Here is a 15777-nt window from a genome sequence, read left to right on the forward strand (position 1 = left end):
CTTCAGGCGACGTTGAGCCGGCGGCCCCGGTTCCAGGCCAGGAACGGCACGCCCGAGAGCAGGGCCGAGAGCGCGGCCTCCGTCTGGTGGTGGCCGTTCACCGAGACCCGCGGCAGCGCGTGCAGGTGGTCCGCATGGGCCGCGAAGAGATGGCCCGGCCGGGTCGTCACCGCCGTGGCGAAGCCGAGGTCCCGGGCGAGGGCGAAGTCGCGCGGGCCGGCGGAGGTCGGATCGCCCACCGGGTAGGACAGGTGCGTGACCGGGCGGCCAAGCTCGGCCACGATCCGTGCCCGCCCCTCCGCGATCTCCCGGCGCGCCACCGCCGCGTCGTGCTTGGCCAGCATCGGGTGGCTGATCGTGTGGGCGCCGAAGGTGACGAGGGGGTCGCGGCCGAGGTCCCGCAGCTCGGACCAGGACAGGCAGAGCCCACCGGCCAGGCGCCCCGGTGCCAGGCCGGCCTCGGCACAGAGCGTGGCGATGACCGCGAGGAGCCGTGCCTCCGGGCCAGACCGCAGCTGGCGGTAGACCGTGTCGAAGGCGGCGGATTTCTCGGCCGCATGGCGTGCCGGCAGATCGAGGCCCGCCGCGGGCACCCGGACCCGATCGAGGCGGCGGATCGCTCCCTCCAGCTCGAGCCACCACAGGCGCCCCTGCCCGCTCGCGAAGTCGCTGGTGACGAACAGCGTCCAGGGCGCCCCGTGCCGCCGCAGGATCGGGGCCGCGTGCTCGGCGTTGTCGCGGTAGCCGTCGTCGAAGGTGAGGACCACGAACGGGCGTCCCCCCGCGGCGAGGCGCGCCGGCAGGGCGTCGAGGCCGAGGATCTCGAAGCCGCGCCGGCGTACCAGTGCCAGGGTCCGGTCGAGGAAATCCGGGGTGATCGCCAGGAGCCCGTTGGGATCGTAGGCCTCCGGGCGCTGCGGGCGGACGTGATGGAAGGTCAGGATCAGTCCCCGCCCGCGGGCCACCGGGCCGAGCCAGAGGTCCGCCCGGCTGGCCGCGATGGCGCGGAAGCCCGCCGCGAACAGGCGGTGGCGCCGGCTCAAGGGGGCGGCGGAGGCGGTGGGGGCGGCGGGGGGCTGGGATGCGGACATGGTGAATCCGTTTCGGCGTCGCCCCAGGGGATCATGGCAACCGGCAAGGTTTCGTTACCCACGCACACAGACAGGGGCCGCGTGCCGCCCCGGCATCACCGCGGGGTTAAGGGCTGCGGGGGCAGGGTCGGCCGAGCAATCCGGCGGATCCCGATCCGGCGGGTACCCAGGATGATGGCAAGGATGATGGCATGGCCGTTCTCGCCCATGAATTGACCGGAGCCGGAGCGATGCGCGCGCGGGTGCGGCACGGCCTCGTCGCGGAGGTCTTCCCAGATCTGGCCGCCGCCGAGGCCCTGTGGCGCGGCCTGGAGGCCGATCCGGCCGTGCTGGCGACGCCCTACCAGCGCTTCGACTGGGTCGCGGCCTTCGCCCGGACCGCCCCGGGGGCGGACCTGCGGATCGTGGTCCTGCGCGATGCGGCCGGGCGTCCCCGCGTGCTCCTCCCCCTCGTGGTCGCCCGCGAGGGCGGGGCGACCGTGGCCCGGGTCGTGGGCGAGAAGCACGCCAACTACCACATGCCGCTCTTCGCCTCGCGCGAGGCGGCGGCGATGCCGCCCGAGGATCTCGTCGAGGCCCTGCACCGGTTCGGCCGCGAGGCCGGGATCGACGTCTTCGCCCTCTCGCACCAGCCCCGCTTCTGGGACGGCGCGGCCAATCCGCTGCACCACCGGGCCGAGCCCGCCCCGAGCGACGGCTACGGGCTGATCCTCGGCCCCGATCCGGAGACCACGCTGAAGCGGGTCTTCAGCAGCGATGCCCGCAAGAAGCTGCGCGCCAAGGAGCGCAAGCTGGTGGAGGCCTTCGGGTCCGTGGCCTGCCGGCGCGCCGAGACCCCCGAGGAAATCGAGCGCGCCCTCGCCGCGTTCTACGGGCAGAAGGCCGCGCGCTTCGCCGCCATGGGGCTCGTCGACCCCTATGCGGATCCGGCGGTGCGGGACTTCCTCGCCCGGGCCGCCGACCCGGCGGGCGGGTCGGTCCTCGAGCTGACGACCCTCGTCGCCGTCGAGACGGGGCGCATCTTCGCGGTCTTCGGCGGGGCGGTCGACGGGCAGCGCTACAGCGGCATGTTCACCGCCTTCGACGCCGACCCGGCGGTGAGCCGCTCGAGCCCCGGCGACATCCTGCTGCATCACCTCATCGGCGACCAGACGGCCCGGGGCCGGCGGAGCTTCGACCTCGGCGTCGGCGAGGCCCGCTACAAGAGCAGCATCTGCGACGAGACCATCGAACTCGGCGAGGTCGCCCTGCCGGTGACCCTCCGCGGCCAGGCCTTCGCCCTCCGGACCGTCGCGGCCGCCCGCCTCAAGCGCCGCATCAAGCGCGACCCGCGCCTGATGGCCCTGGTGGCGCGCCTGCGCCGGCGCCGGGCGGCGGCCGACTGACGGTCAAGCCGGACGATCGAGGGCGGCCGGGGTTCAGGCGGCCGAGAGGCGCAGGGGCATCGCCTCCTCGGCGAAGGCAGGCGCCTCGGGGGCCAGGGCCGCGGCGGCCTGGTCCTGGGCCACCAGGATCTGGGCGGCGCCGGAGGCCTCGGCCAGGGCGTAGAGGTCGAGAAGGTCGGCATCCTCGGGGTCGCGGTCCGAGGCGATGATCGCCGTATCCATCAGGCTGCCCGCCACCGCGAGGATGTCGCGGGCGGTGCGGGCCTGCGGCGTGCCGAGCCGACACACCACCCAGTCATAGGCCTGGGCCAGGGCGTCGAGGGTGATCGCCAGGGCCTGCGGCTCCTCGACCAGGATTCCCGCGTCGATGAAGCCGCGCGGGATCGCGTGCAGGCGCGAGCCGGGGATCGACTGGATCACCTCGAGGAAGGCGGCCTCGCCCGCCACCAGGTCGGTGAGGCCGGCATCCTCCGCCCCGCAGGCGGGGCCGTTGAGATCGAGCACCACGACGCTCGCGTCGGCCGCGAGGCTGCTGCCGAGGCTGACGGCGAGGCCCGCCTCCAAGGCCTTGGCCGGCACGGCCTCGATCACCAGGACGGCGCGGCCGGCGCCCGACCGGGCCGGGCCGGCGCCGGTGCGCAGGCGGGCGACGAGCGGGTCGAGGGCGTAGGCGCCCGCCTCGGCGGGAGCCGGAGGAGAGGTCGGGGCGGGCGTCGGCTCGGTCTCCGCAGCCTTGGCCGTCCCGGTCCAGGCCGGGGCGAGGGTCGGCCGGGTGGGGGCCGCTTCGGCCGTCGGCGGGGCGGCATCGAGGCCGGCGGCCTGCGCGGTGGCGCCCTGCCGCGCCAGGGCGAGGGAGGCTTCGGGGAAGGCGAAGGGCTGGCGGCCATAGGCGGGGCGCTCGGCCTCGGCCTCGGAGTCCGCCTCGCGCCGGCGGCGACGGCCCGGGCCGTCGGGATCGCCGAGGAGGTGGTGGGCGATGACGCCGCCCATGGAGAACAGCAGGCCGAGCACCGCCGCCAGGAGGACGATCGGCAGCTTCTTGGGGAAGGACGGCGTCTCGGGGGTGATGGCGCGCGAGACCACGCGGGCATCGGCCGGGGCGGCGCTCTCGGCGTCGCGGGCCGAGGCCTCCCGGTAGCGGGCGAGGTAGGATTCGAGCTGCTCGCGCTGGGCCTTCGCCTCACGCTCCAGGGCGCGGAGCTGGACTTCGCTGGAATTGCCCTTCGAGACCACGTCGCGCTGCGCGTCCACCGCCGCGCTCAGGCTCTCGACCCGGGCCTCGGCGATGCGGGCATCGTTCTCCAGGGTGCGGACCACGCGCTCGGCGGTAGCCTTGATCTGCGCGTCGAGGTCGGAGATCTGCGCGGTCAGTTCCTTGATGCGCGGATGGGCGGACAGGAGGGTCCGGGATTCGAGGGCGAGCTGGTTGCGCAGGGTGATGCGCTGCTCGACGGTGCGCCGAATGATCTCGTTGTTGGCGACATCCGGGATCTCGAAGGCGCGGCCGTCCTTGATCATCTCCTTGATCAGCTTGGCGCGCCCGGCGAGGTCGGCCTTGGCGGTGCGGGCCTGGGAGAGCTGGGTCGAGAGCTCGCCGAGCTGCTGGGCCCCGAGGGGCTGGCCACCGGCGCCGCCGGTGGCGATCAGGCCATGGCTGGCGCGGTAGGTCTCGACCTTGGCCTCGGCCTCGGCCACGCGGGTGCGCAGGGTCTCGATGTTGCCGCCGAGCCAGGTCGAGGCGTAGCGGGCGGTGTCGGTCTTGGCCGCGTCGAGGGAGGCGATGTAGAGCTCGGCGATGGTGTTGGCCGCCTGGGCCGCAAGGTGCGGGTCCTTCGAGCGGAACTCCACCGTGAGGATGCGCGACTTGCCGGCCGGGTAGACGGTCAGGCGGTCGAAGTAGGTCTCCAGCATCCGCTCCTCGGGCGGACGCTCCATCGGGTTCTTGGCCAGCCCGATCATCATCAGGGCGCGCTGGAGCGGGCCGAAGCCGGCGACGCCGGGGTCGAATTCCGCGTTGCCGGCCAGGGACAGCCGGCGGATCGCCTCGCGGGCGAGATCGCGCGACATCACCACCTGGACCTGGCTCGCCACCGCCTGCTCGTCGATGGGCTGGGGCTGCTCGCCCCGTTCCTGGGCGGTGCGGGTATAGGGCGTGTCACGGCTCTCCAGCAGGATCTTCGCCTCGCCGGTGTAGCGGGGCGAGACCACCTGCACGAAGGCGATGGCGCCGATGGTGGCCAGGGCGGTCGGGATGACGATCCAGCGCCAGGACCGGCGCAGCACGCCTGCGAGCTGCGACAGCCCCAGGCCCTCGCTTCCGGCAGGGGACGCATCGCGCGTGGGCTCGAACAGCGAAGAGCGGGGCATGGCTCGATCTTTACGCAAGGCAAGGATGTCGACCGCAGGGTGGCCGGCTTTCCACGACTAGACCGGTTTAAGGTTGACCAGACGTTAAGAACCACGCGTTTCGTGCGGGCCGAGGCGGGACGTCAGTCTTCGTTAACCATATCGGCTTAGGGCTCGGTTCGAATTCTCCTCACGACGGCAGTAGTGATGAACCGGCGATCACTCCTCTTAGCTCTTACGTCGAGCCTGGCGCTCGGCGGCTGCCTGCGCCCGGATTTCCGGACCGATCAGCTCGACGCGACGGGCACCGGCTCCATCGGTGCCCGCTACACCCTCTCCGCCGGCGACCGCCTCCGGGTCATCGTCTTCGGCCAGGACAACCTCTCGAACATCTACGCGGTCGACGGGGCCGGCAACATCGCCATGCCGCTCATCGGTCTCGTGAAGGTCGGCGGCCAGCCCACCAGCCAGGCGGCCCGGACGATCGAGGCCAAGCTCTCGGCCGGCTTCGTGCGCGAGCCCCACGTCACCGTGGAAGTGGACGCCTACCGGCCGTTCTACATCCTCGGCGAGGTCACGACCTCGGGCCAGTACCCCTACGTCAACGGCATGGCCGTGGAGACCGCGGTGGCCATCGCCGCCGGCTTCGGCCCCCGCGCCGCCCGCGACTACGCCGTGCTCACCCGCGAGGGCCGGGACGGCCTCGTCTCCGGCATCGTGCCGATGACCTACCCGGTGCGCCCCGGTGACACGATCGTGATCAAGGAACGCTTCTTCTGAGCGCCCGCGTCCCGGCCCCGGCCGGATGCGAAGGATGCCGCCGCGGCGGTTAGGACTCGCCTAACTGAACCGAGAACTATTCCGCTGGTCCGGGCATTCGCACGCTTCGGCGCGGGCACCGCCTTAACGGTCCGCGCACCGGTCGCGCGCATGGTCTCCCGACGGACGAGCGGCCCGGCCGCTCGCGCTACGGTGCGTGGAGCAGCTGTCGTGAACGCGTCCCCCCTCGGTCCGACCGGTGCCAGCAGCCCGGGCGCGGCCCTCAGTGCCGCCTCGGGCGGCCTCCCCGCGCAGCGCATCCTGCACGTGTTCCGCGCGCCCGTGGGCGGGCTGTTCCGGCACGTGGTCGATCTCGCCCGCCTGCAGGCCTCGGCGGGCCACCAGGTCGGACTCGTCTGCGACGCCTCCACCGGCGGCGAGCGCGCCGCCCAGGCCCTGGCCGAGCTCGCGCCCTGCCTCGCCCTCGGCATCACCCGCCTGCCGATGCGGCGCAACCCGCATCCCTCCGACCTCGCGGCGCTGCGCGCCATCGCCCGGCGCGCCGCGGCGGTGGGGGCCACCGTCCTGCACGGGCACGGGGCCAAGGGCGGCGTCTACGCCCGCATGGCCGTGGTGCCCGGCTCCGCGCCCATCCGCGCCTACACCCCCCACGGGGGCAGCTACAACTACAAGCCCGGCACCCTGCGCCATCGGTTCTACATGGGCCTCGAGCGGCTCATGGGGCTGCGCACCGACGTGTTCCTGTTCGAGAGCGAGTACGTCGCCGGGCGGCACCGGGCCTATGCGGGCGATCCGCGCCGCATCACCCGCATCGTCCACAACGGGATCAGCGAGGCCGAATTCGCCCCCATCGTGCCGGCCGCCGAGCGGGTCGACCTCGTCTATATCGGCGAGCTGCGCGACGCCAAGGGCGTGCCCTTCCTCCTCGACGCCCTCCTGCGTCTGCGCGCCGCGGGCCGTCCCCTGCGGCTGCTCATGGTGGGCTCCGGCCCGGATTCCGCCATCCTGGCCGACCGCGTGGTGGCGATGGGCCTCGGCGAGGCGGTGTCCTTCGAGCCGCCGCAGGCCATCCGCCCGGTCCTGGCCCGGGGCCGGCTCATGGTGGTGCCCTCGCTGGCCGAGTCCCTGCCCTACGTGGTGCTGGAGGCGGCGGCCGCCTGCCAGCCCCTCGTCGCCACCAATGTGGGGGGCATCCCGGAAATCTTCGGAGCCGCGGCCTCCGATCTGGTGCCGCCCCGCGACGGCCGGGCCCTGGCCCAGGCGATCGCGCGGGTCCTCGACGAGGATCCCGAGGCGTCCCGCCAGCGCTTCGAGACCCTGGCGGCCTCGGTCCGCGCCCGCTTCTCGATGACCCGCATGGGGTCGGACGTGCTCTCCGGCTACGCCGCGGCCCTGCGCGCCCGGGTTCCCGGCGCCGGCCACGCCGTCGCCCCCACGTCTCCGTGACGACTGCCCGGTGATGTGCTGCCCCGTTCGGTCCCGCCACTGCCCACCCTGCCCGTGACGCCCGCTCCTCCGCCCCGATCCGACCCGTAACCCCGCTCCCGTTTCCAACACGCGTACCCGAGCCCGGAAGTCAGCCATGAGCGCCTTCGATGTCCGTGACCTGCTGGAGGCCGCGGGCCGCTTCGGACCCCAGTCCGAGGGTGGTCCGGCGGCGGCCCTGCCCCCCGCCGAGGCGCGGATGCACCCGGCCGCCCCGAAGCTGCTCTCGCCGGTGGTGCTGGCCGGCTGCGTCCGGATCGCGGAATTCGCCCTCGTGGCGAGCCTCGGCCTCGTGATCCAGCGCCTGCAGCTCGCCGGGATCGTGCCGCTGTCGCCCCGCTACCTCGCTGCCACCCTCGGCCTCGCCGCCCTGGCCGTCTGCTTGCTCCAGGCCGCGGGCGCCTACCGCATGGCGGCGTTCCGTACCCTGCGCGGCTCCGCGCTGCGGCTGGTGGGTGCCTGGTCGCTGGCCTTCCTGCTGGTGGCCACCGCCATGGTGTTCGCCAAGATCGCCGACCACTATTCCCGGGTCTGGATGGCCAGCGTCTTCGCCGCCGGCCTCGCCGCCCTCCTGACCGGGCGCTTCGTCCTGGCGCGCTTCATCACCGCCCAGGCGCAGCGCGGCCATTTCGACCGGCGCACCGCCATCGTCGGTGGCGGCCCCGTCGCCGAGGACCTGATCCGCGCCCTCGATGCGGAATCGGAGTCCGGCGTGCGCATCGTCGGCGTGTTCGACGACCGCGGCGACATGCGCTCCGACACGGTGGTGGCCGGCTACCCGAAGCTCGGGACCGTGAGCGACCTCGTCGCCTATGCCCGCAGCACGCGCCTCGACCTCATCATCTTCACGATCCCGATCGCCGCCGAGGACCGCATCCTGCAGATGCTGGCCAAGCTCTGGGTCCTGCCGATCGACATCCGGCTCTCGGCCCAGGCCTCGAAGCTGCGCCTGCGCCCGCGGGCCTATTCCTATCTCGGCGCCGTGCCGGTGCTCGACATCTTCGACAAGCCGATGGCCGACTGGGACATCGTCGCCAAGAGCATCTTCGACCGGGTGGTCGGCTGCGCGATGCTGGTGGCCCTGGCGCCCGTGATGCTGGCGGTCGCCCTGGCGGTGCGCCTGACCTCCGCCGGGCCGGTGCTGTTCCGACAGAAGCGCTACGGCTTCAACAACGAACTGATCGAGGTCTACAAGTTCCGCTCGATGTACGTGAACCAGAGCGATGCCGGCGCCGCCCGGCTGGTGACCCGGGACGATCCGCGCGTCACGCCCGTGGGCCGCTTCATCCGCAAGACCTCGCTGGACGAACTGCCGCAGCTCTTCAACGTCATCAAGGGCGAGTTGTCCCTGGTGGGGCCGCGCCCGCACGCCCTCCAGGCCAAGGCGGCCAACACCCTCTACGACCAGGTGGTGGACGGCTACTTCGCCCGCCACAAGGTCAAGCCCGGCATCACCGGCTGGGCCCAGGTCAACGGCTGGCGCGGCGAGACCGACACCAGCGACAAGATCCAGAAGCGCGTCGAGCACGACCTGCACTACATCGAGAACTGGTCGATCCTGTTCGACGTGAAGATCATGCTGGCGACGCCGGTCTCGCTGTTCCGGACCAAGAACGCCTACTGACGAACGCCTACTGACGAACGCCTACTGACGAACGCCTGCTGATCCGGCGGGGCCGTCGCCCCTGGAACGCGACAAGGGCCGCCCCCGGGAGGGGAGCGGCCCTTGTGCCGTCTGCGCGGGGTCGAAGCGGGAGGAAGTGCTACGGCAGGGCGCCGGCCTTCTTCTTGACCTCGGTCATGGTGTCCTCGCAGCCCTTCATGTCGCCGGCCTTGTCCTGGGCCCGGGCCTTCTTGATCAGGTCGCGGGCCTCGGCGACGCCGCCGGCGCTGGCCGTGGTCGACGGATCGGTCGGCTTGACGTTCGGCGCCTTGTCGAGGGCCTTGTCCGAGTGGGACGAGGTCGGGCCGCCGGGCGGCTCCTTGCCCGTGACCTGCTCGGCTCCGGTGCTGTCGAGGCGACGCTCGATCGTGGCGATCTGTTCCGAGCAGGACGAGGCGAAGGCGGGTCCGGCCGCGCCGAGCAGGATGAGGGCGGCGGGCAGGACGGTGGTGATCCGCATGGATGGGCTCTCCGGGGTGGGTCGGCCACCCCGCGGGCAGCCTTACTTCATCAGGGTCGCCAGAGAGACGCCTGCGGGCGACGAGAGTTCCTTCGCGTCGATGGTCCCCTCGGCATCCGGGTCTGCGGCCTTGAAGCGCGCCGCCACCACCGCGAGGTACTCCTTCTTGTCGAGGGTGCCGTCGTTGTCCGGGTCGGCGGCCTTCAGCTCGGCGGCGCTCAGGAGGCCGTTCAGCTCCTTGGCGTCGAGGGTGCCGTCCTTGTCGGGGTCGAGCATGTCGAACTTCTTGGAAGCGGCGGCCTGCGCCTCGGCGAGGTCGATGGTGCCGTCCTTGTCCGGATCGAAGGCCGAGACGTCGGCTGCGAAGGCCGGAGCGGCGCCGAGCAGGACGGCGAGGAGGGTGACGGCGGACAGGCGGGACGACATATCTGAATACTCCGAAGATCATCGGGAAGAACTGTCAGGTACTTCCCAGAAAACGACATGACGGGACCGAGTCGGGCCGAGTCATGGCGAGTCGAGTCGACGACTCAACTTGCGATCTGGTAGAAGAATCGGGAGAATCCGGCAACCCCCGAGGGGATGTTTTGGACTCATGCCTGGGTTGAAGTGGAAAAATCACTGAATCGTGAGGTGAGAGTGCGGTTTCGGGCGTGAATTCGGGTGCCCCAACGACGAACGGCGCAGCTGGGAGGCTGCGCCGTTCGTCGTTCGTCCGGAAGAGTTGAGGTCGTGCCTGCCTGGTCTTGTTCCACCGAACCTTGCCCCGCCGGGGCGTGTTAGGCGGGCTGGCCGGCCAAGCGGTTCGGGGGGGGCCGAACCGGCGCGCCGGATTACCAGGTCACGCGGACGCCGCCATAGGCCGAGAGCGGCTGCACCAGGGTCGTGGTGCGCGGATCGTTGATCACGAAGTTGCCCGCCACGGGCCCGGTCTCGGCGAAGGTGCCGAAATTGGCGTAGCGGTTGTTGAACAGGTTCGTGACCAGGGCGAAGACCTGAACGTTCGGGCTGATCTGGATGCTCGTGTTCAGGTTGGCGGTGAAGTAGGCCGGCAGCTTGCGGTTGATGTTCGACTCGTCGCCGCGGAAGTAGGACGACGAGAAGGCCTGGAAGTTCATGCCGAAGGTCCAGATCGGCGTGATCAGGTAGTTGAACCCGGCCTTGAACTGGTGGTTCGGGATCAGCGGGACGTTGTTGCCGCGCCGGACGTTGATCAGGCCGTCATCCGCGAGCGGGTTGTTGGGCGAGGAGAGCTCGCCCTCGAACTGGAAGGTGGCGTCGATCAGGGCGTAGTTGCCGTAGAGGCTCAGGCGCTCGCCGACATACTCGCCCGAGACCTCGATGCCCTGGCGCTGGGTGGCCGGCACGTTGACGAAGTAGCCGCGGGCGGCGTTGCCCGGCACTGCGACCTGCAGGATGTCGTTGCGCAGGTCGGTGCGGAAGGCGCCGATCTTGTAGTTGAACAGGCCGTTCTCGTAGAAGTTCGGCACGGTGCCGCGGAAGCCCACTTCGTAGGTCTGCCCGGTGACCTGCTTGAGCGGCGGGTCGGCCACGAGCGAGTTCGGCAGAAGGCAGGGCCGGTCGGGATTGGCGCAGGCGAGCTCGAGGGGCGTCGGCGCGCGGTTCGACTCGGAGTAGCCGCCGTAGAGGTTCAGCCAGGGGAAGAAGCGGTAGGTCGCGCCCACCACCGGGTTCACCTTGGTGAAGTAGTGCGTCCCCGTCACGTCCGGCGAGAAGCCGGTCTGGTCCTGGGTCGAGATGCGCGCGAAGTTCAGGCGCGCACCGGCGGTGAGCGACAGGGCATCGGTGACGTCGAAGGTGTCGAGGGCGTAGAGGCCCATGTAGAGGTTCGAGCCCGTGACGTTGCTCGGCGCGATGCCCAGGGCCGCCGCCGTGCGGATCGCCTCGGTGCCGAGGCCCGGGATCGTGCCGTAGTTCGGGTTCAGCGGATCGGTGGTGACGGTGAGGTCCGGGTTGATCACCCCGAGGGTGCTCGACGACTTGTAGGTGTAGTTGGCCGCATCGATGCTGCCGCCGACCACGAAGGTGTTGTTGTGCCCGAAGACCTGGTCGCGGTTGGCGGCCTGCAGGGTGCCGCCGTAGCCGGTGGCCTCCGTGCGGATCGTGTCGAGGGTGCCGTAGGGCACGCCCGCCGTGAAGGGGATGCGCTGGCCCCGGCCACCCAGGATCGTGAACTGGTCGCGGAAGGCGCGGTCGCTCAGGGCGCCCCGCTCGAAGCCGTCATCCTCGAAGCAGAGGAAGCCGCGGTTGCTGGAGCGCGTGCTGCACTGCTCGAAGTTGCCGTCGTTGCCGTCGATCACGAACTGGCTGAGGCGGCGGACGTAGGCGTTGCCCTGCAGGTCCCAGGTCGGCGAGATCGCGACCTTGCCGGTGACCTGGATCTGGCCCTGCTCGGTGGAGATGGTCTGGGGCGAGGTGAAGATCGCCCGCTCGTTGACGCGGGTGAAGTCCACCGGCGTGGCGGCGGCGGCACCGAAGAAGGTCTTGGCGCCCGACGCGATGATGTGGAATTCGGAGTCGAGGGACTTGTGGCCGAGGTCGGCGTAGACGCGGCCGATCTCGGAGGGCGACTTGATGCGCCAGCCCTCGTCGCGCAGGCCCTCGCCGGCGAAGTAGAAGCTCCAGGGGCCGATGACCTCGCCGTATTGCAGCGAGCCGAGGATGCGCCCGTTGGAGCCGCCGCTGACGGTGATCTCCTTACCCTGCCAGGTGAAGCCGTTCTTCATCTCGATGTTGACCGCGCCGCCGAGGGCGTTGAGGCCGAAGATCGGGTTGCCGGTGACGACGTCGATCCGGTTGATCGCCACCGAGGGGATCAGGTCCCAGTTCACCACGTCGCCGAAGGCTTCGTTGATGCGCACGCCGTTCTGGTAGACCGCGAGGCCCTGCGGCGCGCCCTGGAGCGGCGAGGCGTCGAAGCCGCGATAGGTCAGGGTCTGGCGGAAGCTGTTGCCCTGCCCGTCCGACAGGTTCACGCCCGGCGTCTTGCGCGCCAGGGTGAAGGTCGGGTCGAGGGTGGCGCGGTCCTGCGCGAAGTCGGCCGCCGTCACGGTCTCGACGGTGTTGGGGATCTTGTACAGGGACTGTCCGCCGCCGCCGCCCGTGGCGCCGACCGGCGTGGTCGCGACCACGTCGAGTTCGCTCAGCGTCACCGATTGCTGGCCGCCGGCACCCTGCGCCAGTACGGCGCCCGGCAGCAAGGCCACCGACAGCAGCAAGCTGCTCCGCAGTGTCCGCTTCGTCATCCCCAGTCCCCCAAGATCGTCTTCGTGTGCCTGCCCCTTGGTCGGGGCTTCGAACACAGTCTTGCGAGGATCGCGCGTCGAGAACAATCGCGCGCCGCGCCGATTCAGCGCTTTTGCGCGATGCCGGCTCGGTTGGTTGCGCGGCGTGGCGCAACGGACACGATTTTTCTTACGATTTCAAAGGTTTGGGGAGAGTTCAGCAAGTCGTCCGGGAGAAAGTGGCAAGGCGGTTCGGGGCAGCCAGGGCCCCGGGCCGCCGGGGCCCGTCAGAGGCGGGCCTGGATCTTGCGGGCGATCTCGCCGAGGCGCTGCTCGAGCAGGGTCGGGACCTCGCAGACATAGGTGAGCGACTGGCTGCGTTCCTGAAAGATGCGCCGGTCCCAGGTGAACTTGGTCTCCAGCTCCGAGGCGTCCTTGGGGATGTCGCGGGCATCCTGGGCGCTGGGGGAATCCTTGGTGGCGCTGATCTGGTCGGCTTCGTCGCGGATGCGCTCGGCCATGCGGCGCTGGCCCTGTGCGTAGCGGCCGATGCCGGCGACGACCTTGTTGCGCTCGCCGTTGATCACCTCGAAGACCCCGGCGAAGACCCGGGTGAGGCGCTTCTCCTTGTCGGCGCCGGCCTTGGCGACGAAGTCGTCGAGGAGCGGATCGACCTCGGACAGGGGCGTGCGCCGTGAGGCGATCTTCTGGGCCAGCGCCGCGGCCTCGAAATCGTCGCCCCAGGGGCCGGCGGCCTCGAGGTCCGGCCCGGTCCAGACCGTACCCGGGCTCAGGGTCGAGACCTTGCGCTGGACGCAGGGCCAGTCCGGATCGGTTTTCGGCTGGGCCAGGACGGGGCCGGCGCCGAGGCCGAGGAGGGCGAGGCCCGCGAGGGCGCGGAGGGGGAGCGTGCGGGACGTCATCAGGCGAGAAGTCATCAGGAATTGTCTCCGGCCGGGCCGCCGCGCCGGGCCATGATGCCACGGCCCGGATCGTAGGCGACGACGGCGAGGGTGAAGAAGGCGAGCGTGGTCCCCACGACCACCGCGCAGGCGATCGGCTCGAACTGCCCGTAGAGGGCGAAGCGCACGAGCTGCACGGCGTGGGAGAAGGGATTGAGCTGGCAGATCCAGTACAGGGTCTCGGAGGATTCGCGGATGCGCCAGAGCGGGTAGAGCGCCGACGAGGCGAAGAACATCGGGAAGATCACGAAGTTCATCACGCTGGCGAAGTTCTCCAGCTGCTTGACCATGGAGGAGAGCAGCAGGCCGATCGCGCCGAGCATCAGCCCCGAGGCGATGAAGGCCGGCAGGGCCGCCAGGTAGCCGATGGCCGGGATGTCAAGCTCCCAGAACCACGCGATGGCCAGGAAGGCGTAGGCCTGCACCACCGAGACGGTGACGCCGGCGATCAGCTTGGCGAGCAGCAGCAGCCAGCGCGGATAGGGGCTCGTCAGCAGCACCTTCATGGAGCCGACCTCGCGGTCGTAGACCATCGAGAGCGAGGATTGCATGCCGTTGAAGAGCTGGATCATCACCGCGAGGCCCGGCACCACGTAGACCTCGTAGAGCACGTAGGTCTGGTAGGGCGGCTCGATCGAGACGCCGAGCGTGTTGCGGAAGCCCGCCGCGAAGATGAACAGCCAGACCAGTGGCCGGACCAGGGCCGAGAAGAAGCGCTCCTTCTGGTTGAAGAAGCGCAGCAGCTCCCGGCGTACGATGCCGCCGAGGCAGATCAGGTAGCCGACGGCGTCGAGGCGCCCGAGATGGGGCACCGGCGCCTCGGCCGGTGCCGAGACGGCCGCCGGGGGGGTAGTGCGCTCGATTGTGCTCATGCGGCCTGCCGGGCGGGTTCGGCGACGAGCCGGCGGAAGGCCGCCTCCAGGGTCTCGTCGCCCTGCGCGATGGAGCCGGCGGTGCCGCGGGCGACGATGCGGCCCCGGTGCAGCACGACCGCGTCGTCGCCCGCGTCGATCTCCTCGAAGATGTGGGTGGCCCAGAGCACCGACAATCCCTCCTCCCGCACCAGGGCGCGGACGATGGCGACGATGTCGGCGCGGGATTCGAGGTCGAGACCCACGGTGGGTTCGTCGAGGAGGAGGAGCCGGGGCTCGTGCACCAGGGAGCGGGCGATCTCGATGCGCCGGGACTGGCCGCCCGAGAGGGTGCGCACCTTGTCGTCGCGCCGGTCGGCCAAGCCGACGCGGTCGAGGAGGGCGGCGATCCGCGCCTTGGCGGCCTTGCGGGCGATGCCGTGCAGGCTAGCGTGGTAGAGCAGGTTCTGCGCGACGGTGAGGTCGGTGTCGAGGGTGCGGGCCTGGAACACCACGCCGAGGCGGGCGAGCGCCCGGCTCGGTTCCCGGTCGAGGGCGTGGCCCAGGATCGAGACCCGGCCGTCCTGGTTCGAATATAGGCGGGTGATCACCGAGAACAGGGTGGTCTTGCCGGCCCCGTTCGGCCCGAGCAGGGCGGTGAAGCGCCCGCGCGCGACGCTGAGGGATACGTCGGAGAGGGCCGCCCGCGCGCCGAAGCGGTGGCTGACATGGGCGACCTCGAGGGCGGGGCTCGCGCGCTCTCCCGAACTCATGGCTTCAGCGCCCGCCTGGCATCGCCGACCGCGTCGAGGCACTCGTCGAACTCGCCCTCCCCCATCTCGCGCTCGGCCACCCGCAGGGCCTTCCTGAGCCTGGGCTGGACCGCCTCCGGGGCGGGCTTGGCGAGTTCGGCCTTGATCATCGCGATGCCCTCCAGGCAGGCGGCCTTGTCGTCCGCGCGGGCGGCGACGCTCCCGAGGGCGAGCATAACGGAGAGGGCGAGAACCGGGGGCGCGCGCATCGACGGGAATCCTACTTCACGATGAACTTGCCGGTCATGCCCTTGGCTTCGAGGCCATGGACCGACCAGGGATACTCGCCGGGCCGGATGGCCACGAACTCGATCGCGATCTCGCCCGGATCGTCGAACTCGAAATGGTCCGGCGGTCCGCTGCCGTGGATCTCCAGGTGCTGGATCACGATCTGGTTGAACCAGATGTTGCGGAAGAACTCGGTGGCGTAGAACTTGTACTCCTGCCGGCCCTTGGCGACGATCCGCAGGCGGTAGGCCTTGCCGGATTCGAGCTCGATCTCCTTGTTCTCCACGACGAAGTCGTTGCCCTCCTCGTTGCCGAGGACGAGGTCGGGCAGGTTCTGACGCTTCTTCGTCAGGTCGAGGGCCTGGGCCGACCCGGTGGCGAGGAGCGTCGCCAGGGCGAGCGCGGCGAGCCGCATCGTTCGCGTCATGTGTTGTCCTCCCGTTGGCCGCCCGAGGGCGGTGCCGCCTTG

At 70.9% G+C, this 15777-nt stretch carries 14 protein-coding genes; 4 read left to right on the forward strand and 10 right to left on the reverse strand.

The window, feature by feature from the left end; translation table 11 throughout:
- Positions 1-2: 2 nt before the first annotated feature.
- Positions 3-1091, reverse strand: coding sequence for a polysaccharide deacetylase family protein (locus tag AC1MGR_RS15750; RefSeq protein WP_480232209.1), 1089 nt, complete (start codon positions 1089-1091; stop codon positions 3-5).
- Between the two features lie 191 nt (positions 1092-1282).
- Between AC1MGR_RS15750 and AC1MGR_RS15755 the strand changes: the two genes are divergently transcribed.
- A complete protein-coding gene (locus AC1MGR_RS15755; RefSeq protein WP_480232210.1) occupies positions 1283-2476 on the forward strand; it encodes a GNAT family N-acetyltransferase in 1194 nt (397 codons plus the stop codon).
- A gap of 33 nt (positions 2477-2509) precedes the next feature.
- Here the strand turns inward: AC1MGR_RS15755 and AC1MGR_RS15760 are convergent, their stop codons facing one another.
- A complete protein-coding gene (locus AC1MGR_RS15760; protein WP_480232211.1) occupies positions 2510-4843 on the reverse strand; it encodes a Wzz/FepE/Etk N-terminal domain-containing protein in 2334 nt (777 codons plus the stop codon).
- Positions 4844-5029: 186 nt separating this feature from the next.
- Here AC1MGR_RS15760 and AC1MGR_RS15765 point away from each other — a divergent pair, with 186 nt between their 5' ends.
- The 3 genes from AC1MGR_RS15765 to AC1MGR_RS15775 all read left to right on the forward strand — a co-directional run bounded on the left by AC1MGR_RS15765 (position 5030) and on the right by AC1MGR_RS15775 (position 8711).
- Positions 5030-5602 (forward strand): polysaccharide biosynthesis/export family protein, encoded by a 573-nt coding sequence (locus AC1MGR_RS15765; RefSeq protein ID WP_056220364.1) that lies wholly within the window; start codon positions 5030-5032, stop codon positions 5600-5602.
- Positions 5603-5812: 210 nt separating this feature from the next.
- The gene (locus AC1MGR_RS15770) at positions 5813-7048 is read left to right on the forward strand and encodes a glycosyltransferase family 4 protein (protein WP_480232212.1); all 1236 of its coding nucleotides are present in this window, start codon (positions 5813-5815) and stop codon (positions 7046-7048) included.
- 136 nt (positions 7049-7184) lie between these two features.
- Entirely contained in the window at positions 7185-8711 is a 1527-nt protein-coding gene (locus tag AC1MGR_RS15775) for an undecaprenyl-phosphate glucose phosphotransferase (protein WP_108038826.1), read from the forward strand.
- A gap of 139 nt (positions 8712-8850) precedes the next feature.
- On the opposite strand, the gene AC1MGR_RS15780 is transcribed toward AC1MGR_RS15775, so the two are convergent.
- From AC1MGR_RS15780 to AC1MGR_RS15815, 8 genes are all read right to left on the reverse strand, one after another.
- Entirely contained in the window at positions 8851-9210 is a 360-nt protein-coding gene (locus AC1MGR_RS15780) for a hypothetical protein (protein ID WP_108038828.1), read from the reverse strand.
- A 42-nt stretch (positions 9211-9252) separates the two neighbouring features.
- A complete protein-coding gene (locus tag AC1MGR_RS15785; protein ID WP_480232213.1) occupies positions 9253-9636 on the reverse strand; it encodes an EF-hand domain-containing protein in 384 nt (127 codons plus the stop codon).
- 407 nt (positions 9637-10043) lie between these two features.
- A complete protein-coding gene (locus AC1MGR_RS15790; protein WP_108038832.1) occupies positions 10044-12476 on the reverse strand; it encodes a TonB-dependent receptor domain-containing protein in 2433 nt (810 codons plus the stop codon).
- A 266-nt stretch (positions 12477-12742) separates the two neighbouring features.
- Positions 12743-13378, reverse strand: a complete 636-nt coding sequence (locus tag AC1MGR_RS15795) for a hypothetical protein (RefSeq protein WP_108038986.1) — start codon at positions 13376-13378, stop codon at positions 12743-12745.
- Between the two features lie 14 nt (positions 13379-13392).
- Positions 13393-14289: an ABC transporter permease gene (locus AC1MGR_RS15800; RefSeq protein WP_108038834.1), complete on the reverse strand. Its 897-nt coding sequence runs from the start codon at positions 14287-14289 to the stop codon at positions 13393-13395.
- Positions 14286-15041: an ABC transporter ATP-binding protein gene (locus AC1MGR_RS15805; RefSeq protein ID WP_108038836.1), complete on the reverse strand. Its 756-nt coding sequence runs from the start codon at positions 15039-15041 to the stop codon at positions 14286-14288. Before AC1MGR_RS15805 ends, AC1MGR_RS15800 begins: the two co-directional genes overlap by 4 nt.
- A complete protein-coding gene (locus AC1MGR_RS15810; RefSeq protein ID WP_181259726.1) occupies positions 15038-15289 on the reverse strand; it encodes a hypothetical protein in 252 nt (83 codons plus the stop codon). Before AC1MGR_RS15810 ends, AC1MGR_RS15805 begins: the two co-directional genes overlap by 4 nt.
- Before the next feature lie 11 nt (positions 15290-15300).
- Entirely contained in the window at positions 15301-15735 is a 435-nt protein-coding gene (locus AC1MGR_RS15815) for a cupredoxin domain-containing protein (RefSeq protein WP_108038838.1), read from the reverse strand.
- Positions 15736-15777 lie beyond the last annotated feature (42 nt).

The organism is Methylobacterium sp. BI1, assembly GCF_056680125.1.

Coding starts and splice junctions, on each gene's coding strand:
- AC1MGR_RS15750 (WP_480232209.1), bottom strand. CDS start 1,091: ATGTCCGCATCCCAGCCCCCCGCCGCCCCCACCGCCTCCGCCGCCCCC.
- AC1MGR_RS15755 (WP_480232210.1), top strand. CDS start 1,283: ATGGCCGTTCTCGCCCATGAATTGACCGGAGCCGGAGCGATGCGCGCG.
- AC1MGR_RS15760 (WP_480232211.1), bottom strand. CDS start 4,843: ATGCCCCGCTCTTCGCTGTTCGAGCCCACGCGCGATGCGTCCCCTGCC.
- AC1MGR_RS15765 (WP_056220364.1), top strand. CDS start 5,030: ATGAACCGGCGATCACTCCTCTTAGCTCTTACGTCGAGCCTGGCGCTC.
- AC1MGR_RS15775 (WP_108038826.1), top strand. CDS start 7,185: ATGAGCGCCTTCGATGTCCGTGACCTGCTGGAGGCCGCGGGCCGCTTC.
- AC1MGR_RS15780 (WP_108038828.1), bottom strand. CDS start 9,210: ATGCGGATCACCACCGTCCTGCCCGCCGCCCTCATCCTGCTCGGCGCG.
- AC1MGR_RS15785 (WP_480232213.1), bottom strand. CDS start 9,636: ATGTCGTCCCGCCTGTCCGCCGTCACCCTCCTCGCCGTCCTGCTCGGC.
- AC1MGR_RS15790 (WP_108038832.1), bottom strand. CDS start 12,476: ATGACGAAGCGGACACTGCGGAGCAGCTTGCTGCTGTCGGTGGCCTTG.
- AC1MGR_RS15795 (WP_108038986.1), bottom strand. CDS start 13,378: ATGACGTCCCGCACGCTCCCCCTCCGCGCCCTCGCGGGCCTCGCCCTC.
- AC1MGR_RS15800 (WP_108038834.1), bottom strand. CDS start 14,289: ATGAGCACAATCGAGCGCACTACCCCCCCGGCGGCCGTCTCGGCACCG.
- AC1MGR_RS15805 (WP_108038836.1), bottom strand. CDS start 15,041: ATGAGTTCGGGAGAGCGCGCGAGCCCCGCCCTCGAGGTCGCCCATGTC.
- AC1MGR_RS15810 (WP_181259726.1), bottom strand. CDS start 15,289: ATGCGCGCGCCCCCGGTTCTCGCCCTCTCCGTTATGCTCGCCCTCGGG.
- AC1MGR_RS15815 (WP_108038838.1), bottom strand. CDS start 15,735: ATGACGCGAACGATGCGGCTCGCCGCGCTCGCCCTGGCGACGCTCCTC.